The organism is Streptomyces sp. NPDC037401 (assembly GCF_055602345.1).
On the sequence record NZ_JBVJWO010000016.1, the window covers coordinates 1 to 21,796 of the forward strand.

Here is a 21,796-nt window from a genome sequence, read left to right on the forward strand (position 1 = left end):
TCCCCGCGCTCGGGGGACACCCCCCCCCCCCCCCCACCCCCGCGCACGCCCCCCCCCCCCCCCCCCTCCCCCCCCCCCGGGCCGGCGCCCGCTTCGCGGGCTTTGGCCTCGGGGTCTTCCGCTTCGCTCCAGACCCCCACCTCCCGCACAGAGCGCGGGAGGTGACCCCGCTTCACGGGGTCCAGGCCTACGGCCTCTTGGGGTGTCCGCTCCGCTCCCACCCCGGCCTCTCGCCCAGGGCGGGTTGTCTACTGCCGATTGAGCATCTCTGCGTATTGACTTGGCAAGGTGATGAGGGAAGTACCCGTGTCCAGAATGGCACCAGTCGACTCAAGTTCAGCGGTTTCATCCCCGAAGGTAATAGAGTTGAGCTCTACCTCCCAGTAGGCCTTGCGGGAGGTAAGGGCCCCACCCTGGTCGAGAGCCGTGGCCGATGAGGCCATCAGAACGGGAAGGCCGGCTGCAAGAACGGCGGCAGCGAGCAGAGATCGAATATTCATAGCTTGCCTAACCCACTCCGACCCGGTTTGGTCACACCACGACCGGCGACGTCGTCCGCGCCGCCCTCGACCGGGTGCTCGGGCAGTAGGCAGGGGTGCACCTTTGGCTTGTTGGGGTGTCCGCTGCGCTCCCACCCCAGGACCGCCCCTTGATGCACTGTGTTGAATCACGAGACCACCCACCGGATCTGACGAGTAGCCAGCTTCCGTCCTTCGCCAGAATTCGAGGAGAATTCTCGGGGGTTATCGAATTCCGCGTCCGAATAAATTCTCACTCCGCCGAAATTGGCTTCTCCGCCCGAGCCGGATATTAGTCCGCGCACGCCCAAATGGAATGCGGGGCCTGCGGGTTCGGCGGAACCAGGAGAATGGACGGATGAACGAACGTCGTGTCCTGGGCACCGGCCCGCGCCCCGCCACTCCCCCAGCACAGCCCACAGCCGGCCGCCGGGCCCGCCTCGCCGCCGAGCCGACCGAGGCACCGCAGGCGGGCGCCGATGGGTCCGCGGCCGCGCCCCGCTCCCCCGGCCGGCGCCAGCTCGGCACGGGCCCGGACGCCGCCGCGCGCTGACCACACGTCACCGGCCGAGGCCGGCTGTCTGCTTGGGGGGCGGCCCGGCGGTACTGCCCCCGGGAACCGGGCGCCGGGCCTCGCCCGCGCACGCCATACCGGCACGGGCTGAACCCGACCCTAGCCGCCCCTGGCGCGCGCCCTTCACCTCCCGGATACGAGCTCCAACCGTCAATCCCAGGGACGAGTGATCGTTTTTGCGGTGAACTTCCACACCCTCCTGGGTGAATGCCTGAGCGGCGGCGAACCAGGGATCCCCACAGGCAGCTACGACTCATGCAAGCGGAACCTCTGTGCGAGCGAGGAACCTGAGCCAGCCGACTCCCACAGTCGGCGGGACCCGTAGACGGAAGACCCACCCACCGAAGAAATGAGAAGTGATCATGACAAACACCACCAAAAGTACGCTCGGCAATGGGGAATGGCTGATGACCGGCAACTCCCTCTTCTCCGAAGACGGGAGCGTCGAGTTCAAGTGCCAAGAGGACGGGAAAGTTGCCATCTACTGGGGCGGACAATGCCGGTGGCAGAACACGAAAGAGCAGCGTTACGACGTTAAGGGCCTGATCATGCAGGGTGACGGAAACTGTGTGCTGTATACCAAGGATGGCACCGCCGTATGGCACACAAACACAGCGGCACCGTCAGGAAACGACACGTGCGCCGCGACGATCCGGAATAACGGACTGTTCACCATCTACAAAGGCACCTCCCTAAGTGAGACCGGACCCAAAAAGAACTGATCGCGCCTACCAGGTCCTCGACACCGAACCGACCGCATCAAGCCGGGCAAGGAACTCCGAGACCGCGCGCAGGTCTAACTGATCGTTTCAGAATGAGCTGAGCCGTGGGTCTTGCGCTCGACGATCTTGGTCGGCGGGGTGTCCGGCGTGCGTGCTGATCTTGTTCCTGACGACCTGTGGGAGCGGGTGGCCCCGCTGCTGCCGCCCGCCCCCGAACGGCGCCATCGCCACCCGGGGCGGCTGCGTGTTCCCGATCAAGTGGCGCTCGCCGGCGTCATGTACGTGCTGCGGACCGGTGTCGCGTGGCGTGACGTCCCCGCGGAGGCGGTGGGCTGTTCCGGGGTGACGGCCTGGCGCCGACTGCGGGACTGGACCGAGGCCGGCGTCTGGCCGCGCCTGCACGCCGCCCTGTTGACCGAGCTTCGTCGCGCCAGCCTGCTGGACCTGGACGACTGCTCCGTGGACGGATCGCACGTCCGGGCGCTCAAAGGGGGACCACGTCGGACCTCGCCCGTCGATCGGGCCCGCTCTGGCTCGAAGCACCACCTGATCGTCGACCGTCACGGAACCCCGCTCGCCGTCACGCTCACCGGCGGCAACCGCCACGACGTCACCCAGCTCCTGCCCCTGCTCGACGCCGTTCCGTCGATCCGGGGACTGCGGGGGCGTCCCCGCCACAAGCCCCGGCGTCTGTATGCCGACCGGGGCTACGACTTCGACAAGTACCGCCGCCTGCTGTGGAAACGAGGCATCAAACCGCTGATCGCCCGACGCGGCGTCGCTCACGGCTCCGGACTGGGCAAGGTGCGCTGGGTGGTCGAGCGCGCCTTCGCCTGGCTGCACCAGTTCAAACGGCTCCGCACCCGCTACGAACGACGCGCCGATCTCCACCAGGGCCTGCTCGAACTGGCCTGCAGCCTCATATGCCTCCGCCGCCTGCTCACCTCATCCTGAAGCGATCAGCTGGCGACGCTGAACCACCCCGGTCGCACCTCGGTCAGAAGCGGTTGCAGGGACCGCACGGCGGTCCGCAGGTCCTGATCCGTGACGTCAAGAGGCTCAGGCAGGCTCAGCCCGTACCGGCGCAGCCGCCAGAGGTCGAAGATTTCCCTCCCGTCGGGTGCGAAGTCGACATCGACCTCGGTGCCGTTGTCGCTGACGAAGCGGCACCCGGCCCCATGAACCGTGTAGGAGTAGGTGCCGACCTGCCCACTCCGGTTGATGATCCGGTGCGAACGGACCAGGCCGAGGACATCTGCGAGTCGCTCAAGCGAGGGGATCGCCGCCCTCATGGCCTCGTCAACCGCGTTCAGAGCGTCGACGTAACCGAGCGCGAGCCCCCGTGCATCCCCAACCCGTTCCATACGGCGTCATCCCCCCTGAGCCCGTGGCTGAAGGGGAGATTGTTCCATGGGCCGCAAGCGTCTCCGCAGGGCGGCATTCTGAAACGATCAGTAAAGGCCCGTTGGGCAGGTCCTTCCGGGTCCGCCTCCGGGACCAGCCTGCTCCGCGGGCTCCAACTGCAGGAACGTAGGCATGCTGCTGAGGCCGGCTCTGGTCTGCGGGGCTCCCGGGAGCCGGCTGAGCTGATGGCCGGCCCGTCCCTTGCCGGCCATCGAAGGTCCAAGGGGCGGCCGGATAGTCGCGCTGTCGCTGCCTACAGGATGTAGGACACCTTCGAGAAGAGGTGCCGCACCAGGCTGAACAGGTCCGGCCCCCCGTCCTTCAGCGCGGGCGCAAATCCGTCGGCGTGAGCCATCGGCCCGTCACGAGGAAGGCACTGGTCAGGATGAGAGTGGCCAGTGCTCGCTTGTGTGCGTTCATGACCGGATAAACGATCACTCCAGGAACCTGGTGACGATCATGAAACACGATGGAATCCAGATGGACCACCCCGAACGACCAAATGGGTACACCCTCGCGTTCCGCTTCGCTCCACCCGAGCGTGCCCGCTTCGCGGGCGGCCGGCTACGGAGCCCGGGCCTCGCTCCGCTCAGCGAAGGCCCGGAGGTCGGCCCTTCGGTGCCAGGGTCCTGCGCTGACCTCCGGACCCGCTCAGCGCCCGCAGCATCAGAGGACTCGCACCTGATCCGCCTGAGGCCCCCGTTGGCCCTGGGTGACCTCGAACTCAACCCGCTGGTTCTCCTGCAGCTCCTTGAACCCGGTGCCCTGCACAGCCGAGTAGTGCACGAACACATCCGGGCCGCCACCATCAACAGCGATGAAACCGAACCCCTTCTCCGCGTCGAACCACTTCACGATCCCCTGCTGAGGCATTCCCACAACCTTCCCGTACACCCGAAGCCGATCACCCCGGAGCGGCAAGAACCTCCCCCTCCGAGTTGCAGAGAAAACCCGGCCCCCACCTCAGCGAGAGCCGGCTCCCCAAGCAAGGCTGATGCGTTCTCAGGTTGTGAGATGGAGTAGCTCGCACGCGTGGGCGGGGCGTGATCGGTAATGGTCGGTGGCTGCAGCGAGGTTCGCCCAGCCAGCTTGGCGCATGAGGCCGATGGCGATGTTGCGCAGGGTTGCCATGGCGCGGGGTGCGGTGCCGGTGCGGATGCGGGAGGCGTCCTCGGCGAATGTCATGTCTCTGACGTGGTGCAGGGCCTCGACGGACCAGTGTCCGCGGATCAACACGGCGAGCTGGGTGGGACCGGCCTGCTCGGGGCCGAGGCTGGTGACCGCGTAGATCGTCTTCGTGCTGGTCCTGCCCGTTCGGCGGTTGGTTCGGCGGCGCTTGACCTCGATGGCCTGCACGGCATGAGGGAAGAGCAGGCCGGGGCGGACGGTGCAGACCTTCAGGCGGCGGATCTCGCGGCGGCCGTGGCCGGTGTCCCTCGTGCGGTCCTGGAGCGGTATCTCGCGCCACGGCAGCGTCTTCAACTGCTTGCGCAGCTTCTTCTGATTGCCTTTCACGATCAGGATGTAGTGGCCACCCTTGGCGAGGACGTATTCGGCGTGGTCGCGCTGGGTGTGCATGGCGTCGGCGGTGATCACCACGCCGCGCAGATCGAGCGGCTCCAGAAGCGGGGCGAACGCGGGGATCTCGTTGCTCTTGGCCTCGGCCTGTCGCTGGGCGATGACCGTCTGGCTGTCGTGCAGGGCGGCGGCGAGCAGGTGTACGGCCGTGCCGTCGGTGCGGCTCCCGCGCACGGTCTTGCCGTCCACGGCCAGCCCGGTCGGTGCGGGTGTGGGTTCCTCGACGGGGTCGGTGGCAAGTCGGGCGAGCCAGGCTCCCACAGCGTCGTCGAGGGCGTCGCCGTCCAGGCGGGCCAGCAGTCGGCCCAGGGTCGTGGCGGCCGGCGTGCAGGCCGCGAGCCCGAGACGTCGGCGCAGGTCCGGGCCGCTGTTGGTGGCGAAGCGCGCGATGCAGGCCAGCGAGGTTGCGCCGCTGAGCACGGCGACCAGGCACAACGTGAGCAGGACGCCGATGCGGTAGCGGCGACCCCGGACACGTTGCGGCTCCGGAACCCGGTCCAGGACCTCGGCCAGAGTGCGCAGTTCGGACAGCTCTGCAGGCGGGCACGGAAGTACGACGTCCTCGCGGTGGCGCACGAGGACGTCGATCAGGGAGGAGGGCATTCGAACGCGACCCCTGTTCATGATCTTTGGCTTCGACAACCTTGATCATCAGGAGTCGCGTTCGTCGTTTCCAGTCCGGCGGATCACCCGCGAATGACCGCACCTGGGCGAACCACTCATCTCGTCACCCGAGAACGCATCGGCCCTGGACCGCTACGCGCCCGGTGCCCGGTACTGGACTCGTTCGGCTTGGCGCAGGGCATCCATGGTTTCATCGACGGTCAGGAGAACTGTCGTCTCGAACGAGCTAAGCGCGCCGCCTCCACTAATCGCCAGCGCAACCGCGGCCATGGACGCGTTGTCGGGGGCCTCCCACAGGTTGTAGCCGTCGTGCGTGCCGAAGGCGTACCAGAAGCCGTGGAGCTTCCCGCCGACGGACTCGATGTACGCCTGAGCGGCCTTTGCGCGGTCCTCGGGGTGGACGATCAGCCTCGCCCAAGTCTCCGGTGTGTAGCTGAACCTCGATAGATAGAGCGGCATCATGTCTCCCTTTCGTTCCACCAAGGGATGCCCCGGCGGGGCGGGAAACGCGCCGGATGCGGCCCGCGTATCCCCCGAACGGCTGGGGACGATGACCGGCACGGCCACAGCCAACGGGTGAGCGACCTACCCGGGCGCTCTGGCCCTGCTTCGTACACGGTGGCTGATACGTCCGCGTACGGTTCGGTCCGCGTGACCACCACCGGAAACACCCTGCCCACGCGTGCGAGCTACTTCATCTCACAACCTGAGAACGCATCAGCCCTGGCTCCCCAAGTAGCGACAGAACGTGAACCCTTGCCCATGCATCAAAACACAATGCGGATTAACTTTGATCACCATGTGGTACTCCAACTCCCCGCCCGACGCGCGTTCCTGTCGCCGATCAGTGAAACTACGCACCCAACCAACCTGCACAGACACCTCTCACACCCCATGTGACCTGTGGGTTTCGCTGGACACATCAGTGACGCCGGCTACTGACAACACGTGACGCCACCCGCAGAATGTCGCGTCCAGCCAACAGTCCACGGCGGTGACTGAACCGCCCACCGTCCGGGTCAGCACGGGGGGCGACCCGCTCCCACCGGCTGCCCGATCCGTTCTTGCTCGATGAACTCACCGGCGGTATCCGCAAGGGACGGCCGAACGCCAATGACCTTGCGGCGGCCCGCGCGTTCGCGGACGGTCTGCGGTCAGCTTGATCCGGCCCTGAAAACGCCGAAACCCCCGCCGGCCGGGATGCTGACACGGGCATGGGCTTCCGCACTCCTACTCAGCCATCCCGTGACCGCTAAGCCACCCCCGTGCCCTGCGGTTGCCCCTCGCCAGCGTCAAGGAGCTTTCAGCCAAACCTCTCGCCCTGACGGGTGAACCGTTCCGGGTTCGATAGAGACCTCAAGGTCACCGACACAAACCCAGCCTCGCCCTTCCTGAGAGGTGACAGAGCCACTGCCCTGGCTTTGGCAGGGTGACGGCGAGGGGGTCGCGCCCCGGTTCTGGCCGGGGGCCGAGTGGGCTGGTAGTTTCCGCCTCGGCCGCATGGGGCGGCCCGCATTCAAAGGGGGCACTGTGGGGAAGCGGAGACGTCTTCTGGCACGGTTCGCGCTCGTGATGTCCGCTCTGGTATCGGGCGCGATCATCGCGCCAAGCCCGGCCAGCGCCGGGTCCTCGTGCAACTATCCCTACTGCTCGACCACCAAGAACGCATCAGCCACGTACGCCCTCGTCTCACACGACTGGTGCTCCGCCAACAACGGCCCGTGCTCAGGTTCGACGCCGAAATGGCTGGCGCCGAATCAGTCGACGGCCGGCACCGGCGACTGGGACGCCTTCCGGGTCGACGCAGGATGGTGCTACAAGGTCACCTGGTTCGTCCTGAACTCGGACATGAACTACATCCCATACTGGTGGAGCACCTACGACCAGGTCGGCAAGGGCGACCTGTGGAAGCAGGTCCACAACAACGAGATGGCGATGATCACCTCGCAGAGCAGCAGCCACTGCTAGAAGCGACCGAACGGAAATCAGGGGAACGGGGGCGCGCCTCTACAGGCCCGCCCCCTGCTGCCCCACCGTCGCCGCCAGCTGCGGGGGCGCCTGCCCCGGCGCAGCCGTAACGCAACCGACACGACCGACACGGCGGCCTCAAGCGCGCCGTCACGGGGCGGGCGTGAACTCCACACTCGTGCCGCCGCAGCCGGCCGCGATGTCCAGCAGCCGGGCCTTCTCCGCCTCGTCCACCGCCAGACCCCAGCGCAGCTTCGTCGCCGTCCACTCCGCACCGTACCGGCACAACGCATCCGGGGCCGGCGGCAGCCACTGCGCCGGGTCCTTGTCGCCCTTCGCCCGGTTCGACGCCGCCGTCACCGCCACCAGCGACGCCGGCGCACCCTGGTCGTTGTCGTAGGGTTCGCGCCTTTGTGCGGTCCACGAACTGGCGCCCGAATCCCAGCTTTCCGCAAGCGGCACCATGTGGTCGATGTCCAGCGCCCCGGCCGGCGTCACCTCCCGCTCGTCGTAGTACGACCACCACACCCCGCCGCTCAGGGTGCAGCCCGGCCCGATCTCCGGATACACGATCGCCTCGGCAGCAACACCTCCTGGCGGGTGTTGCAGCCGTCGGCGGGAAGGTCACCGGCGTTCCAGTGCTTGAAGGAGGTGCGCTGGTAGCCGGTGCGGCCCTCCGCCGCGACCGGCAGCGCGGACACCGCGACGCCGATCGGGAGGACCTGCGGCACCGCGGCACGCTCCTGGGCGGCGTGCGCAGTCGTGGCGGGCAGAGACAGCGCAAGGGCAGCGGTAGCCGCAGTCACGGCCCACATGAGCAAGATCATCACGCGGCGGTTCTACCGGCCATCCCCACACCGGCGACAGGGCCCGAAGCGGTAGTTCACTCCCCCGGGCCGTCCGATTCACCGCCGAAACGCCACTGCACCCCGCACGGGCCGCGGCTGCGGGCTCAGCCAGCAGCCGCGGCCAGCCCCTCCCCGAACCGGGGCACGTGGGCCACAGTCACGTCCAGGCGCAGCCGGACGAATCTGACCGGATGCCGGAACACACCCCCGTCCAGGGGTGCCCGGCACGGGCCGCGGCCAAGTCGCTCGGCGACCTGCCGGGCCACGTCCGGACGTAGCGGGACCGTGCCAGCTACTTCCGCGACGTCCTGCGCGCCAAGGCCACTGGGCGGCAGCCTTGAGCGAGCGCTACGTCAATGCCTTGCGGACCAGCCCGGCAAATCCGTACTGCGACGTGCTGTCGTCAAGCCGTCCGAGAAGGTCGGTCACGGCAGCCGCTTGGATCGCCGGCGCCCATCGCGATTGGAGCTCCATCAGGGCGGGCGCACTCTCGGCGTACAGCACTTCGTAGAAGCCGCTATTCGACAGGACGACGAGGAAGCAGGGTGCGTTGCCTTCCTTGTTTGTGCCCAGACGGTAGATCTCCAGCCACAGAGGACTGTCGTCACGACGACCAAGGCCGCCCCACCTGTAGTAGCCCGCGTTTTTGACTTCTTCGTCCCAGTCATCGAGGTGTCGGAAGGGAGCAAGCGGGTCGCTTTCCAGCTGAACCCACGTGCCTGCGGTGGTGAGCATGAGTGGCAGCGTCGTCATAGTCACACCGTGCCGCACGTCACCCGCCATGCGCTGGCGTTCTCAGACATCCGTTAGCCGGGCCGGGCCGCCTAAGTTGCCACCTCCGCCAGCAGCACCCAGTCCCGGCCCGGGACAACCGAGTCGAGGGCAGCGAGCGGGGAGCGGCTACCCGCACGAGCGACGTACACCGCCCGCCAGTCCACCGAGGGCCGGACGACGGGGAGCAGGGCGACGTCCTCGGCGGAGTACAGCGGGAACACGGTGACGCCGCCCTGTCGCTTGTAGTCGATCAACCGACCGGTCGGCGCTGACCTCCGCCACCAGCTCCGGCCGCACCAGGACCACGTCCAGGACGTCACGGGATCCCACGCGGAGGCGAAGCGGACCCCTGTCCACGGGTGGCCCGGCTCTGCGGCGGCCAGATGCCCGGCGACCTGCCGCGCCTGATCCGGGCGCAGCGCTACCGTCCGGCCGACCGCCCGGAGCCGGCCCGCCTGGTCGTGGCGGCCGAGGACGAGGAGCCCGCCCCAGCGGGACCAAGCCCGTGCGACGGATGGTGCGGGGTCGTAAGCTGCGGCCCCATGACCGCTCCCACGATCGGGGCAGGGCTCATGACTACTGAACTGAATACGTGATGTCGGGGTGGCGAGGTCTGCTGCCGATCCGCCAAGATGCCGCGTCGTTGGTCCCCTCGAGGTACCAGCCGCCCGGTACAGAGGGGTCTGCCGCACGATCGGGTGGGCGCCGGGTTCCACGGCTCCGGGCAAGGCGGTGCGGGTTCGTAGGGACGGGATTGTGCTAGCGGTGGTTCGTTGACGGCGGTTCAGGGCCGTAGTAGGCCAGCAGTAGAGGAACTTCGTCCTTGTTGCTGGAGGTTGTGATGACCCGTCGTGTGCCGTGTCCGCCCGCGCCGGGTCCGCTGGAGGCTTACGCCGCACAGTTCGATGACCTGTTCTCCACGCTGGCACAGCGTCGTGGGTTCCGGGAGTACCTTGCCGGGCTGTTGCGGCCGCGGGACCGCAACAAGACCCTGACCTGCCTCGCTGGGGTTGAACCCGTGGTCGGGGCCCAGCACCCGGCGGTGCAGCGGTTGCAGTTCTTCCTGTCCGAGTCGACCTGGGACCACGAGCGGGTCAACGCCCGCCGGGTGGAACTCCTGCCCGCCGACCCGGCGACCGCGCCCCACGCGGGCGGGGTGCTGGTGATCGACGACTCGGGGGACCGCAAGGACGGGAACGCGACCGCGCACGTCGGCCGGCAGTGGCTGGGCCGGCTGGGCAAGACCGACAACGGCATCGTCACCGTGACGACCTGCTGGGCCGATGAGAACCTCTACTACCCGCTTCACGCCGTGCCCTACAGCCCCGCCCACCACTTCCCCGCCGGCAAGAAAGACCCCGGCTTTCGCACGAAACTGCAGATCGCAGTCGGCCTGGCCCGCACCGCCAAGACCGCCGGGGTGGCCTTCCGGGCCGTGGCCGCCGACTGCGCCTACGGCGACCAGGACAGCTTCCGCAGGCAGCTCGGCGAGGCGGGACTGCCGTTCGTCATGGCCTTCAAGCCGAGCCACGGCACCTGGGCCTACGGCAAGGACGCCTACACCCCCGTCCATGCCGCCCGCGCCCTGACCTGGACAGACCCTGAGCATCCCGGCGACTGGACCCCGGTCGAGCGGACTTTCCGCGACGGACACGCCGAGACCTGGTGGGCCGCCGACGCCCGCCTCGGCTGGTGGGGCCCCGACGGAAACGTCCGCCTGGTCGTGGCCACTACCGACCCGGCCACCCTGCCCAGGCAGTCCACCTGGTATCTGGCTACCGACCTGCCCCGCCCCGGCAGCCCCCGCGAAGCCGACAGCCCAGAAGCCGCCGCCGATCTGGCGGAGGTGGTGCGGATCTACGGCATCAGGCACTGGATCGAGCAGAGCTACAAACAGATCAAGGACGAACTCGGCTGGGCCGACTTCCAAGTCCGCTCCGACACCGCGATCCGCCGCCACCAGACCCTGGTCACCTGCGCGTTCTCGTTCTGCTGGGACACCTGGTTCAACCCTCCAACCGACGCTGCGGCCGCAACAGCGACGCCGGAACAGCCCAGCGACCCGGGCCGCCCCGAGAGGGGGCCCAGCCAGACCCCACCAGCCTCACCCGACCAGCTGGCCCCGCGCGATCCGCGCCGTCCGGGCCTGGCTCGACCCCTGGACCAGCCTCCAACGATGCTGGCGAGCCTGGACGAACGCACCCCCACCACCAGAACTCCAAGCCCTGATCGACGCCCTCGGAGCAGACCACCAACTTGACCTCTACACCCCGGTTTAACAACCACCGCTAGTGAAGGTGCTCACAGGGTGGGCTGGCAAGGCTAGAAGGCGTGGGCGCCTGTTGTGCTCCACCAGCCTCCGTTGTTCCATTCGGCAGGGTGCAGGCCGCCTGTTCCCAGGCCCCGGTATTCGACGAGGAAGCCGTTGCTCCGCGCGAGAAGGTCAAGACGGCCGTCGTGCGACCAGTCTCCGACGGCGAGTAGCGATTCCATGGCGTTCCAGCCGCCGCTGCCGATCAGCTTTCGTGCCCCGAGGCTTCCGGCGCTGGTGCCCGGGTAGAGCCACAGCTTTCCTGTGGCGGCCTCGCGGGCGATCAGGTCGGGGCGGCCGTCGTTGTTCATGTCGCCGGCGCCTACCAGGGCGTTCATGGCGTTCCAGCCGCCGCTGCCGATCAGCTTTCGTGTGCCGAGGCTTCCTGTGGCGGTGCCCGGGTAGAGCCACAGCTTTCCCGTGGGCTTTTCTACGGCCAGCAGGTCCGCGCGCCCGTCGCGGGACAGGTCTCCGAACGCGACAAGCCGGCTCATGGCGTTCCAGCCCCCGCTGCCGACCAGCTTGCGTACTCCGAAGCTGCCCGTGCCGGTACCGGGGTAGAGCCACAGCTTGCCGGTGGCGGCCTCCCGGGCGATGACGTCCTCGCGGCCGTCACGGCTGAAGTCGCCGTGCCGAGTCAGGGCGTTCATCGCATTCCAGCCGCCGCCGATCAGCCGGCCGTTGCCGACACCGGAGAGGAACCACAGGCGTCCGGCCGTGTCGCGGAACAGGATGTCCGCCTGGCGGTCGCCGTTCAGGTCACCGAAACCAGCAGGCTTCGGCGACGGCGGCGCAGACCACCAGGGGTAAGCCGTGGACTCGCACTCCCGCCGGGTGAGAACGAGCTTCACCGAGCTGGCGTAAGCCGAAGAGGGAGCGGTCGGCCACGGTTCCGGCTCGAACACCCGGAAAGCACCGCCGACGTCGTAGTTCGTCTTGTCGTACAGGCACGCCACCTGGCTAGTGCGGTTGATGACCAGCCGGAAGCTGTTGTCCCAGGTCCCCAACGTCGCCCGGCTCGTGTTCGTCTTGAACATCGGCCCGGTGCCCGCGGAGTCCTTCCACGCACAGAAGTACCCCGACGGGCAATCGCCGACCGCCGCCAGTGCGGGCGCCGAACCTGCCGCAGCCAAAGCCGCCGAGGCCACCCCCAGCGCCACCGATGCAGCAGCCAACCGTCGAAACAGTGATGAACGCATTCCGGTTTCCCCTCCCTGCGGCGTGCACAGACTCCCGAACAGCGCCGTGAGGAGCACCGTATCCCTGCCTCCGCCCACCTCACTGAGGGGGGCATCAGGACCGAGCCCCCACCGACCCCTCCGCGCAGCCGCCGTTCCAGCTGTTACGGCCGTGAGCCCGATCCGCTCGTCCTTCCCGGACGGTGGGTGGGGACCGTCGTCAGCGGACGTCGACGAAGTCGCCGGGCGACGTGGCTGCGGAGGTGGTGCTGGTGCCGGCGAACTGCCACCGCCAGGTGCCGTCGGTGGACGCGGTGACCGTGGTCTTGAGGTCCCCGGTGCTGGTCGTGGTGAGTGTTTTCACGGTGGTGTAGGCAGTCGTGTTGTGCGGGCGGAACTGCAGGTTGACCTTCTGGCCCGAGTACCCGCGGTAGCTGAAGGTCTCCCAGTTGGCCCGGGTGAGTTTGCCGGTGACCGTGAGCTGCTTGCCGCGCGCGATGGGCTCGGGGCCGGCGTTTACCGTGAGCTGCGAGGCCCGCCGGATGGCGGTGGTGGCGGCGACGTCGTCGATGTAGTAGTCCTCGTCCTTGCCGTGGGCGGCGGCCATGAGCTTCCACTGACCGGCGTCGACATTGCGAAGCCAACCGGCTCCGAACCCGAACTCGTGCACGCACTTGGCCACGGTCCGGCTGACAGGGGTGCATACCCGGTCTTTCGCCGAAAGGCCAGCGGTCGGATCTTCAGCCGGGCCTCGGTACAGGAGGGCGTCGGCGTAGTCCACGCCTGCCGGATCCGATGCGACGACTTCGACCTTGAAGGCGGCTGTGCCGCTCGGGCCCACGACGATCGGCTTGCCGCCGTTGACGGAAGCGGAGATCACGCTGCTGTCGCCCTTGTGGGAGTCGGCCACCGCTGTCGGGGCGGCGATCCCCGTGGCGGCGATGGCGACGGCAACGACAGGAGCAATGCGCCTGGGCCTGGATGAATCCCCCACGGGATGACAAGTTGAGGTCCAAGCGTCGACCGGCTAAGCCGGGACGAGCCCCGCGACTTTAGTCGCATCACGTCGGCAGTCTCGCAGGTCGGGGGGCAGCACGATGCTAGCCGATCACCCTTGACCGCTGGCCAATCGCTCGAGCGCAGTGGCGTTGATCACCACCACCTCCCCGGTAAGGCGCGTTAGTGGCCGATTCCACCCTCGATAACTGGATTTGCTCACTCTGGCTGGGTCTAGATCGAGATGTAGGCGCCGGTTAAGGTCGCGTCGCCGATTACTGACCATTTCGGATTGTGAGACTTTCAAATTGCAGACGTATAGGCGCCGTCGGAGACCGGTGCGGGGGGTGGCTACGGCTGCAGCCGTACTGCTGACCGCTGCAGGCTTGACGGCGCAGGCCTTGCCGGCCGTCGCCTCCTCGCCCCCTGTTGCTTCCGATGATGAAGCTGACCGGGGAGTCTCGAACGCTCTGGCCGACCCGAGCACGCGCGGTAAGGCCTTCTGGGGTGATGATCCCCTTCCTGAGCCGTCCGCCGAGCAGAAGGCCTCCGAGCAGGCAGTCAAGGCCGGCCAGCGGGTTGAGGTCGCCAGCCTCACCGACGGGTCTACCCAGGTCTTCGCCAACCCTGACGGCACGTTCACCGCCGAGTCCTCTCCCGTCGTCGAGCGGGTCAAGCGCGACGGCGAGTGGATCCCGATCGACACAGACCTCACCAAGCGGGCCGATGGCCGGCTCGCCCCGGTAGCGGCGCAAGACGTCGTGCTGTCCGGCGGCGGTTCCGGAGCACCGCTGGCTGCCTTCACTCGCGAGGGCAAGTCGTATGAGCTGGGTGCGCCGTGGCCGCTCCCGGTGCCGAAGATCTCCGGCTCCCTCGCCGTCTACGAGTCGGTCCGGCCTGATATCGACCTCGTCGTGCATACACGCAAGGCCGCGGCGGACCCGGCGCTGAAGTCCATCAAGTTCCCCATCAAGTCGTCCGGGCTTTCCGTCACCACGCAGCCCAACGGCACGACCTCCATGGTCGACGGCAACGGCACTGTCGTGTTCTCGAGCAGCGCCGCACTCATGTGGGACACCGCACCGGAAGGAGCACCGGCCCCGCAGCCCGCGACCGTGCAGCGCACGGCCATGCGCGCTGCCTCCATGTCGTCCGCCGCCGCCGACGGGAGCGCGGAGGACGACAACCCCGTGCTGCCCGAACCTGGGTCCCAAACCGCGGTAGCGGCAGTGTCGATGTCCGCGGACGCCCTGTCGGTGGCGCCGGACCAGGCGTTCCTGTCCTCCGCGGACACCACCTACCCGGTCGTCATCGACCCGCCGTCCGTCGCGGGCACCCTGACGGTCGTCGCGGAGATCGTCAGCATTCCAGCTTGAGCCGTTGAGCAGGCGTTGCAGGCCATCGGGGGTGCGATGCCCAGCGAACTCGGCCAGTTGCCAGCCGTTCTTGCGGCCGACCGGGCCAAGCAGGCCACGGACGTAGGCACGCATCCGGGCGCGCAGGTCCGCACGCGGGAAGCGGTGGCCTATGCGGAGGAAGAGATCGTCGAGTTCCCGGGCCCAGACGGCGTTCGCCGAGTCGTCATTCATACCTGGGCACTGCCCGCACCGAGCTTCGAGCAGTGCCCCGACGGTCTCGTTGGTGGGGTCTTCCGCTGAGTTCCAGCCGGGCCCATCGCCCCGCCCCTACAGGCGGGCCCTGTCCCCCCTGTTCTGGACCCACGTGAACCCCTACGGCCGGTTCGAGCTGGACATGAACTCCCATCTCGCCCTCGCCGCCGCGGCGTCCATGGTGCCCGGCCCCCGCACCGCGCCCGATACCCGGACTCCCGAACCGGCGGCAGAGGGTGCGGTCGGGTCGGCATTCTGAAGACCCATTTGCCCCCGGCGTCGCTTTCCGGGCGGCTGGATCGTCACCGGGATGAGGTGCCGGGCCCGGGGAGGGACCGGCCAAGCGCGAGGAGGGGTTGCGGCGCATTCGTCAGGTGTGCGCTGCCGCCGCCACCGCGTCAACTCGGACTGCCCGCATATTCGTTTGTCATATGTGAGTCACGTCGGATAGGAAAGCTGCATGCTAAAGGGCAGCAAGATCGGGCTGAGGGCCCGGCACGAGGACGACATCCCCACCCTGCGGACCGAGCTTTATGACGACGTGGTCAACTCCGCGCGGGCCGAGGCCGGGCCGTGGCGGCCGATCTCACCCGGTTCGAAGGACCCTCGGCTCGTGGCGGACGACACGGCGCAAGGCAACGTCGCGTTCTCCGTGGTGGAGCTGGAAGGAGGCGCCCTGGCCGGCACCGCAACGCTGTGGGGCATCGACGACCACCACCGGTCCGCCCACATCGGCCTCGGGCTGCTGCCCGCGGCACGCGGCAAGGGCTACGGCACAGACGTTGTCGCGACGCTCTGCTACTACGGTTTCGTGGTCCGCGGCCTGCAGCGGCTGCAGATCGAGACACTGGCGGACAACTACGCCATGCTGCGCTCCGCCGAACACAACGGCTTCATCCGCGAGGGCGTACTGCGCTCCTCGGCGTGGGTGCTGGGCGAGTTCCTGGACGAGGTGATCCTCGGGCTCCTCGTAAAGGACTGGAAGCCGAATTCACAGGACTGAAGCCCAAGCGGTCCCGAAAAGGCTGTGCGAGCGGCCGGCTCCCAGCCCAGACGTCTGATGCTCAGCCGGGACGGCGACTGTTCCCGACCCCAGACGTGATCCGAGCCGGTCGAGAGAATCAGCGAACTCGTTCAGGTATTGCGGTGTCGACGGCGAGGGCCACAGGACTCCCGCCCTGTGGCCCTCGCCGTCGTACCGTCGGTTCATGCGCCGCCGCTCGGGCGCGCGGCATCCAGCATCCGTACGCCGTTCACTGCCCGTCCGGCGGTCAGCTCATCGACTGGATGCCGGTGGCCCAGCCACTCGGGGTCACCTCGGTCCTGGCTCCGTCGGTGGTGCCCTGCGTGGTGCCCGAGTAGAAGAGCAGCGCCCCGTCGCCGGTGGTCGCCCACATGTCGGCCTTGCCGTCGAGGTTCGCGTCGCCGCCGCTCGCGATCAACGGGCGGGCGAGCTTGGAGTAGCCGTGGCCGTACTCGACCCGAGCCGCGAACGGGAAGGTGCCCGTGCCGCTGCCCCGGTACAACCACAGCATGCTGTCACCCTCGTCGCGGGCCAGGAGATCGGGCCGGCCGTCGCGGTCGGAATCGCCCGGCGAGGCAGTCATCATGTCCTTCCAGCCCCCGGTACCGATCTCCACCGCCGCCTTCACGGACGGCGCCGTTCCGCGCACGCCGTCGTAGCGGTAGAGCTTGTCCCCGGACACGGCGACAAGGTCGGGGTATCCGTCGCCGGAGATATCGCCGGTGCCTGTGATCCTGGTGTCGTCCGGCACTCCGGTGGCGAGCTTGAAGTGGCCTACGATGGTGCCGCCGCCGTGGTTCCGGAAGAGCCTGAGTTCGCTGCCGACCCGGGCGACGATGTCCTCCTGGCCGTCGTCGGTCCAGTCCCCGCGGTGGGTCACCGACGCGCCGGACCAGCCGGACTGACCGATGACCGCAGGGGCTCCCACACCACCCTTGCCGTCGCCCGGGTAGAGGCGCAGCGTCCCGTCCTTGGTGACGCCGAGAAGATCGGGCAGCGCGTCGCCGCCGAGGTCACCGGGGGTTCCCAGGTAGCTGATGACCGGAGCGTGGTCCGAGACCCCGTTGGGGGGATTGGACAGTTCGGTTCCTCCCAGCTGTGTCGTGTCCATCAGCGACCGGTCGACCTGGCAGCTGGTGAAACGGGGAGCCGTTCGCCTGGTGGTGAAGACGTGGTCCAGCCAGTACTTGTTGGGGGCGGCCTGGTCCGGCGCCCAAGTCTGGTGGGTGTGGGAGTCATTCGCGCAACGGTCGAGCTTCCCCGTGAACGGCTCCAAGGTCGCCGATGCCGCGGTGGCGTTGAGATCCCCACCGAGGACGAGCCCCGTGCCGATGTCGGCGGCGAGGGTGGAGGCGATCTCGCGCGACTCGATCGTCCTGAGTGCCTCGTCCCTGTTCTTGTTGATCCCGCTGCTCCCGGCAGTCAGGTGAGTGGTGCAGAGCTTGTCCGGCCAGCCTCCGACACGGGCACACAGGAGCGGCTTCTGCACCTTCCCGAGCTCGGTAGCCTGCTCCGGCGTCAGCGCGTCGAACCCCGTCCCGCGGAAGTCCTCGACGGTCAGGTCGTCGGGGCGGAGGTCGGTGACCTTGACGTCCGATATTTCGCCCTTGACGGCGAGCAGGACGCCCACCTCGCCGCCGACCAGGTTCGTACCGGCGATCCGGTTGCAGTCCGCCGTTCCGTTGGACCGGGGGGTGGCCGCGTGAACCAGTTTCCACTGCTGTCCGAGCTCGGCGAACTTGTCGGCCAGCTTCCGCATATGGCTGAGCTCGGGCTGCGTCGATGGCGGCGTGGAGCCTTCGGTGTACCCGCAAGCCTCCTGAAGCATCAGCACGTTGGCCTGGTGCTTGTTCGCGAGGGCGACGATCGCGTCGACCTTCTTCTCCGGTGCGTTTCGGTACGCGCAGTAGCCGGTATCTGAGCCGTCCCGCTTGCCGCCCCCGTCACCGCAGATGTTCCACGAGATCACCCGCAGACCGTTCGCCTGCGGGGGCACCGTGGCCTCGGCCTGGGCCTGTCCGGCCGGCAGCAGGGCTGCGGCGGCGGCCAGCGCCACGACCACCCCACTGGCCCCGCGCCACGGTATCCATCCGGTAAAACGCTTCAAAATCCACCCCGTATCGTTCCCGACCACTTCGAAGAGCCCTGCCCGGTCCATGCCGGAGGCGGGAAGTGGTCTTCCAGGCGGCTGCTTTGCGCAGTGCTCTTCCTGGATCTCGACCAGCGTACGAGTAGCCCTCCGGCCCCCTTTGGGCGGTACCGCACCCCGCCGCTCCCGTTGAACTGGTCGACAGCCACCCGGCCCTGCGAGCACTCCTGTCATGGACGGCTCAGGAACAGGTACTCAACTTGTCTTTGAACCACTGACTGTGTGGTCATGGTGACGGCGGACGTTCCTGTGCCTGCTCGTCGGTGGCCTCGGCTTGTGTGAGTGCCCGACGCATGGTCTCGGCGTGCTCGCGCGTCATCTCGTGGAGAGTGGGCGAGCCGGTGGTTCGCTGGGCTGCGGCTTCGGCTGCCTCAGTCCACTTCCTCAGGACTTCGAGGGGACGCTGGTGTCCGCAGTCCACTTCGGTGCCAGTCTGGTCACGAACGACGGCCTCATACCCGATGTTCACCCAGATGCTGACCCCCTGGTCGTGGAAGACGACATCGAAGGGCACCTCGTCGGAGTCCCCGCTCTCAGCGGTCGTGGTGGCGATGGTGAACCTCTCCTCGGGGTTCATCCAGTAATCCTCGCCCAATGGCTCGACCCAGACCGCAAGTATCTGCTCGGTGTCGTTGTTCAACCTGATCTTCGGCATGGCCGCAGCGTAGAGCCACTGACGAAACCGTCACCCGCCCGATCCAGTACGACGGGGTTTGGTGCCGACCTTGTGGTGCGCGGGGCGGGAGTAGGACTCACCGGTTGCGAGGACGCGTCCCACTTCGTAGCGAGCGGCGGGCCGTCGGTTTGGTGATCCGGGAGGTCGTCCGGGGCCGGGCCGGGTGGGTTTCGGTGCACTGGCTGGCGTGCCGGTCTTCGCCCGCAGGCTCCTGAACCCGCGTCGGACCCGAGCGGGGGTGAGTCGATGCGGTTCCGCTGGGCGTTCCCAGGGCCGGCGGAGGTCCCGTGCGAGGGGGCGGGCGAGACGAAGTTGGGCGTGTGCGGCCAGGACAAGCCAGGTCCAGCGGTCGGCCGCTCGGGAGTCCCGCAGCCGCGGTCGGGTCCAGCCGAGGGTCTGCTTGAGCAGCCGGAAGGTGTGTTCCAGGTCGAAGCGCCGCAGGAAGGACTGCCAGCACCGGTCGACGTCCTGCATGGTGGCGTCGGTGCCTGACCACCACAGCCAGACAGGCTTGTTCACACCGCCGCCAGGCAGCTTCTCGACCGACAGGCGGATAACGGTGCCTTCGACGATCGGCAACGGGCCCTCGTGGTCGAGCCACGCGGCTCGCCGCGTCAGCCGCGGGTGGAGCCGGTCCCACGCCTGCGCAGTCGCTGCTCCGTACCGGTCGGTGTTGGTGACGGTGACCACGGTGGCCTCGCTCCATGTGGCCGGGTCACCGAAGACGAACTCACCGCCGTGCTTGGGCGGCCGACCTCCCCGCGGCGGGCAGATCCACGGTACCGGCACAGGCTTGCGCATCACGCGGTCCGAGCGGAGCCGCCCCAGGACCTCCACGGGCAGATCGGCCAGGAGGTGGGCGATGCGGGGCGCGTCATAGCCCGCGTCCAGTACGACCAGGATGCTCGGGTCGCCCGCCCGCCACTGCCCGGCGTCCACCAGCGTCCGACGACGTCGCGGACCTGTCTGGCCGTGACCGCGGCGACATCGGCGCCAGGGTCCAACCGGATCGCGTCCAGTAGCGCGGTCCACGACGTCCGCCCGGTTTCCAGCGCGGCGACGATCGAGTAGGGCCAGCCGGGGACCATCTGGTGCTTGCCCAGGCCCCGGCCGAAGGTATGGCAGAAGGAGCGGTCCGAGGAGGCGTCGACATCGGCCCGCAGCCACGGGGAGACGTCCACCGCCAACACCAGCCGGCCATCGCCGGCCCGGGGCAGCGGCACGCCAGCCAACGCCCGCCGCAGCCGGGCGACGCCGATCCGGCCCCGGTTGATCCCGGCGTACGGGGCCCCGTGGCCGCGCCGGTGTTCCGGGGCGAGCGCCAGGTCCACGAGGGTGCGAACTGGACCCTCGGTACACAACAGCGCGTCGCACAGCTCGAACAAGGCGTCGCTACGGGAAACCAGGCACGCGTACAGCTCCGACCGGAACTCCGCCACCACCGTCAGAGCGTCTCGTTGAGCACCCTGCTCGACCAGTCCCACGATTCCGGCCTCCGTGCTGCGTTGTCGCTGAGCACAGGATCGGGCCACATCCCCTCACGCGTCCGATGAACTGGGAAAACGCCGACCAAGTGCGAGTCTCGTTCGACGCCCGGTGTTAAACGTCAAGCTCAGAGGGCGTTTGATCTAGGCGGATTGCCGCTTATGCCCTAGTAGGTTCCTCGCCAGGTTGGTGTGATCTCGTCCGTTATGCGCTTGGCGAGGTTGTCGATGGAGGCGATGTGGATCATGGCTTCGGAGCTGGTAGTGAGGGTCTCGTAGTCGCGGGCCAGACGGCGGTGCATCATGATCCAGCCGATGCTCCGCTCTACCACCCAGCGTCTTTTCACGACGTGGAAGCCGCGCTTTTCCGGGTTGCGGTTGACGACTTCGACGTCGATTCCGAGGTGGGCGCCGTGTTCGATGACGGCGTTCTTGAAGCTGGTGTCGAATCCTCCGAACGACTCGGGAGGCGCAGGTGGGTAATCGAGCGGACCATGTCCTGGCTCACCGGCTACCGCCGACTCAACCACCGCTACGAGCGCCACCCCCGCAACTACCTGGCATTTCTCGGACTCGCCGCAGCCCTGTGCTGCTACAAGCGACTCGTCCGCCTCACCACATAGGACACGGTCTTAACTACCCGGCATTGGGTCAAGGCCCTACGCCCGACAGGGCTTGATGGGACACGGCCGCGCGGGCTGGTACGCCACGTCCAGGTGCTCCGCGCCTGCGCGCCGCCTATGCCTGCCGCAGCTGCCACTGCTCCTTCGTGATCTCGTACCGCACACCCCCGTGCTCGGAACCCTCGATCCCGCCATCATGTCGTCCGGCGTGGGGATGCTCTCCGCGAGCGTCATCCCCCAGCTTCTCCATGACGTTGCGCGAACGGCGGTTCACGGTCATCGTCTCCGCCCAGACCATACGAATGCCGAGCTCGGCGAACCCCTTCGCCAGCAGCTCCTTCGAGACCTCGGTGGCGTAGCCCCGGCCCCAGGCCGCCCGGCGCAGGCGGTAGCCGAGTTCGGCCTCCTCACGCGGGCCGCTGCGCAGCGGGCGCAGGCAGAACCAGCCGACGAACGCGCCGCCGTCCTTCTCGTGCGCGGCGAACTGGCCGAGGTCGTGATCCCAGCGTTCGTGGCCGGCGAGGATGCCGGGGATGGCGAGGTCGCGGATCTCCTCCGGCGGGGTCGGGGCACCGCCGGTCAGGTAGCGCATCACCGCCGGGTCGCTGTCCAGCTCGATCAGCAGGTCGGCGTCGGCAGCGGCCAGGTGGCGGAGGGTCAGGCGCTCGGACTCGAGGTAGGTGGTCACGTGAGGATCATGGCCGACACGGGTCGGACGGTCCACGGAGGTTTCGG

General features: G+C 68.2%; 19 protein-coding genes and 5 pseudogenes. 8 read left to right on the forward strand and 16 right to left on the reverse strand.

Translation table 11 applies throughout. From position 1 onward, the window contains the following. Positions 1–248: 248 nt before the first annotated feature. Entirely contained in the window at positions 249–500 is a 252-nt protein-coding gene (locus ACZ7H1_RS18700; RefSeq protein ID WP_470787957.1) for a pepsin-like aspartyl protease, read from the reverse strand. Positions 501–876: 376 nt separating this feature from the next. On the opposite strand from ACZ7H1_RS18700, the gene ACZ7H1_RS18705 reads away from it, so the two are divergent. From ACZ7H1_RS18705 to ACZ7H1_RS18715, 3 genes are all read left to right on the forward strand, one after another. Further along, positions 877–1,071, forward strand: coding sequence for a hypothetical protein (locus tag ACZ7H1_RS18705; RefSeq protein WP_470787959.1), 195 nt, complete (start codon positions 877–879; stop codon positions 1,069–1,071). Between the two features lie 383 nt (positions 1,072–1,454). Next, positions 1,455–1,814 carry a hypothetical protein gene (locus ACZ7H1_RS18710; protein WP_470787961.1) on the forward strand — a complete coding sequence of 120 codons (360 nt, stop codon included), beginning with the start codon at positions 1,455–1,457 and terminating at the stop codon, positions 1,812–1,814. Positions 1,815–1,961: 147 nt separating this feature from the next. Beyond that, on the forward strand, positions 1,962–2,768 hold the full coding sequence (locus ACZ7H1_RS18715; RefSeq protein ID WP_470787963.1) for an IS5 family transposase: 807 nt from the start codon (positions 1,962–1,964) through the stop codon (positions 2,766–2,768). Between the two features lie 5 nt (positions 2,769–2,773). On the opposite strand, the gene ACZ7H1_RS18720 is transcribed toward ACZ7H1_RS18715, so the two are convergent. From ACZ7H1_RS18720 to ACZ7H1_RS18735, 4 genes are all read right to left on the reverse strand, one after another. Continuing rightward, positions 2,774–3,178 carry a DUF6896 domain-containing protein gene (locus tag ACZ7H1_RS18720; protein WP_470787964.1) on the reverse strand — a complete coding sequence of 135 codons (405 nt, stop codon included), beginning with the start codon at positions 3,176–3,178 and terminating at the stop codon, positions 2,774–2,776. A gap of 706 nt (positions 3,179–3,884) precedes the next feature. Further along, positions 3,885–4,091: a cold-shock protein gene (locus ACZ7H1_RS18725; protein WP_358894128.1), complete on the reverse strand. Its 207-nt coding sequence runs from the start codon at positions 4,089–4,091 to the stop codon at positions 3,885–3,887. A gap of 129 nt (positions 4,092–4,220) precedes the next feature. Beyond that, a complete protein-coding gene (locus tag ACZ7H1_RS18730) occupies positions 4,221–5,399 on the reverse strand; it encodes an ISAs1 family transposase (RefSeq protein ID WP_470787965.1) in 1,179 nt (392 codons plus the stop codon). Positions 5,400–5,552: 153 nt separating this feature from the next. Next, complete coding sequence (locus tag ACZ7H1_RS18735; RefSeq protein ID WP_470788199.1) at positions 5,553–5,879, reverse strand: GYD domain-containing protein; 327 nt, start codon at positions 5,877–5,879, stop codon at positions 5,553–5,555. Between the two features lie 1,113 nt (positions 5,880–6,992). Between ACZ7H1_RS18735 and ACZ7H1_RS18740 the strand changes: the two genes are divergently transcribed. After that, positions 6,993–7,388, forward strand: a complete 396-nt coding sequence (locus ACZ7H1_RS18740) for a hypothetical protein (protein ID WP_470787967.1) — start codon at positions 6,993–6,995, stop codon at positions 7,386–7,388. A gap of 150 nt (positions 7,389–7,538) precedes the next feature. Here ACZ7H1_RS18740 and ACZ7H1_RS18745 read toward each other — a convergent pair. The 3 genes and pseudogenes from ACZ7H1_RS18745 to ACZ7H1_RS18755 all read right to left on the reverse strand — a co-directional run bounded on the left by ACZ7H1_RS18745 (position 7,539) and on the right by ACZ7H1_RS18755 (position 9,264). Beyond that, a pseudogene (locus ACZ7H1_RS18745) lies at positions 7,539–8,215 on the reverse strand (HNH endonuclease family protein). Between the two features lie 369 nt (positions 8,216–8,584). Further along, the gene (locus ACZ7H1_RS18750) at positions 8,585–8,971 is read right to left on the reverse strand and encodes a hypothetical protein (RefSeq protein ID WP_470787969.1); all 387 of its coding nucleotides are present in this window, start codon (positions 8,969–8,971) and stop codon (positions 8,585–8,587) included. Positions 8,972–9,060: 89 nt separating this feature from the next. Continuing rightward, positions 9,061–9,264, reverse strand: coding sequence for a hypothetical protein (locus ACZ7H1_RS18755; RefSeq protein WP_470787970.1), 204 nt, complete (start codon positions 9,262–9,264; stop codon positions 9,061–9,063). Positions 9,265–9,851: 587 nt separating this feature from the next. On the opposite strand from ACZ7H1_RS18755, the gene ACZ7H1_RS18760 reads away from it, so the two are divergent. Next, positions 9,852–11,270 carry an IS701 family transposase gene (locus ACZ7H1_RS18760; RefSeq protein ID WP_470787971.1) on the forward strand — a complete coding sequence of 473 codons (1,419 nt, stop codon included), beginning with the start codon at positions 9,852–9,854 and terminating at the stop codon, positions 11,268–11,270. Positions 11,271–11,332: 62 nt separating this feature from the next. Here ACZ7H1_RS18760 and ACZ7H1_RS18765 read toward each other — a convergent pair whose 3' ends face one another. The 3 genes and pseudogenes from ACZ7H1_RS18765 to ACZ7H1_RS18775 form a co-directional block, all read right to left on the reverse strand. Then, on the reverse strand, positions 11,333–12,520 hold the full coding sequence (locus tag ACZ7H1_RS18765; RefSeq protein ID WP_470788201.1) for an FG-GAP-like repeat-containing protein: 1,188 nt from the start codon (positions 12,518–12,520) through the stop codon (positions 11,333–11,335). Between the two features lie 199 nt (positions 12,521–12,719). Next, positions 12,720–13,409, reverse strand: a complete 690-nt coding sequence (locus ACZ7H1_RS18770) for a calcium-binding protein (RefSeq protein WP_470787973.1) — start codon at positions 13,407–13,409, stop codon at positions 12,720–12,722. Positions 13,410–14,733: 1,324 nt separating this feature from the next. Then, positions 14,734–15,024: pseudogene (locus ACZ7H1_RS18775) on the reverse strand (transposase); the annotation flags it as partial. Here ACZ7H1_RS18775 and ACZ7H1_RS18780 point away from each other — a divergent pair. Together ACZ7H1_RS18780 and ACZ7H1_RS18785 are read left to right on the forward strand one after the other, a co-directional pair. Next, positions 14,908–15,153: a hypothetical protein gene (locus ACZ7H1_RS18780; RefSeq protein ID WP_470788218.1), complete on the forward strand. Its 246-nt coding sequence runs from the start codon at positions 14,908–14,910 to the stop codon at positions 15,151–15,153. The pseudogene ACZ7H1_RS18775 and the gene ACZ7H1_RS18780 overlap by 117 nt on opposite strands. Positions 15,154–15,565: 412 nt before the next feature. Next, positions 15,566–16,108 (forward strand): GNAT family N-acetyltransferase, encoded by a 543-nt coding sequence (locus tag ACZ7H1_RS18785; protein ID WP_470787975.1) that lies wholly within the window; start codon positions 15,566–15,568, stop codon positions 16,106–16,108. A gap of 268 nt (positions 16,109–16,376) precedes the next feature. Here ACZ7H1_RS18785 and ACZ7H1_RS18790 read toward each other — a convergent pair whose 3' ends face one another. From ACZ7H1_RS18790 to ACZ7H1_RS18805, 4 genes and pseudogenes are all read right to left on the reverse strand, one after another. Beyond that, positions 16,377–18,185, reverse strand: coding sequence for an FG-GAP-like repeat-containing protein (locus ACZ7H1_RS18790; protein ID WP_470787976.1), 1,809 nt, complete (start codon positions 18,183–18,185; stop codon positions 16,377–16,379). A 319-nt stretch (positions 18,186–18,504) separates the two neighbouring features. Beyond that, a complete protein-coding gene (locus ACZ7H1_RS18795; RefSeq protein ID WP_470787978.1) occupies positions 18,505–18,933 on the reverse strand; it encodes a hypothetical protein in 429 nt (142 codons plus the stop codon). A 30-nt stretch (positions 18,934–18,963) separates the two neighbouring features. Further along, positions 18,964–20,438: pseudogene (locus ACZ7H1_RS18800) on the reverse strand (NF041680 family putative transposase). Positions 20,439–20,605: 167 nt separating this feature from the next. Continuing rightward, positions 20,606–20,884 (reverse strand): annotated as a pseudogene (locus ACZ7H1_RS18805) (transposase); the annotation flags it as partial. Between ACZ7H1_RS18805 and ACZ7H1_RS18810 the strand changes: the two are divergent. Continuing rightward, positions 20,879–21,061: pseudogene (locus ACZ7H1_RS18810) on the forward strand (transposase); the annotation flags it as partial. The pseudogenes ACZ7H1_RS18805 and ACZ7H1_RS18810 overlap by 6 nt on opposite strands. Before the next feature lie 115 nt (positions 21,062–21,176). Here ACZ7H1_RS18810 and ACZ7H1_RS18815 read toward each other — a convergent pair. After that, complete coding sequence (locus ACZ7H1_RS18815; RefSeq protein ID WP_470787979.1) at positions 21,177–21,749, reverse strand: GNAT family N-acetyltransferase; 573 nt, start codon at positions 21,747–21,749, stop codon at positions 21,177–21,179. Between the last annotated feature and the right edge of the window lie 47 nt (positions 21,750–21,796).

Coding starts and splice junctions, on each gene's coding strand:
- ACZ7H1_RS18700 (WP_470787957.1), bottom strand. CDS start 500: ATGAATATTCGATCTCTGCTCGCTGCCGCCGTTCTTGCAGCCGGCCTT.
- ACZ7H1_RS18705 (WP_470787959.1), top strand. CDS start 877: ATGAACGAACGTCGTGTCCTGGGCACCGGCCCGCGCCCCGCCACTCCC.
- ACZ7H1_RS18710 (WP_470787961.1), top strand. CDS start 1,455: ATGACAAACACCACCAAAAGTACGCTCGGCAATGGGGAATGGCTGATG.
- ACZ7H1_RS18720 (WP_470787964.1), bottom strand. CDS start 3,178: ATGGAACGGGTTGGGGATGCACGGGGGCTCGCGCTCGGTTACGTCGAC.
- ACZ7H1_RS18725 (WP_358894128.1), bottom strand. CDS start 4,091: ATGCCTCAGCAGGGGATCGTGAAGTGGTTCGACGCGGAGAAGGGGTTC.
- ACZ7H1_RS18730 (WP_470787965.1), bottom strand. CDS start 5,399: ATGCCCTCCTCCCTGATCGACGTCCTCGTGCGCCACCGCGAGGACGTC.
- ACZ7H1_RS18735 (WP_470788199.1), bottom strand. CDS start 5,879: ATGCCGCTCTATCTATCGAGGTTCAGCTACACACCGGAGACTTGGGCG.
- ACZ7H1_RS18740 (WP_470787967.1), top strand. CDS start 6,993: ATGTCCGCTCTGGTATCGGGCGCGATCATCGCGCCAAGCCCGGCCAGC.
- ACZ7H1_RS18750 (WP_470787969.1), bottom strand. CDS start 8,971: ATGCTCACCACCGCAGGCACGTGGGTTCAGCTGGAAAGCGACCCGCTT.
- ACZ7H1_RS18760 (WP_470787971.1), top strand. CDS start 9,852: ATGACCCGTCGTGTGCCGTGTCCGCCCGCGCCGGGTCCGCTGGAGGCT.
- ACZ7H1_RS18765 (WP_470788201.1), bottom strand. CDS start 12,520: ATGCGTTCATCACTGTTTCGACGGTTGGCTGCTGCATCGGTGGCGCTG.
- ACZ7H1_RS18780 (WP_470788218.1), top strand. CDS start 14,908: ATGCCCAGCGAACTCGGCCAGTTGCCAGCCGTTCTTGCGGCCGACCGG.
- ACZ7H1_RS18785 (WP_470787975.1), top strand. CDS start 15,566: ATGCTAAAGGGCAGCAAGATCGGGCTGAGGGCCCGGCACGAGGACGAC.
- ACZ7H1_RS18795 (WP_470787978.1), bottom strand. CDS start 18,933: ATGCCGAAGATCAGGTTGAACAACGACACCGAGCAGATACTTGCGGTC.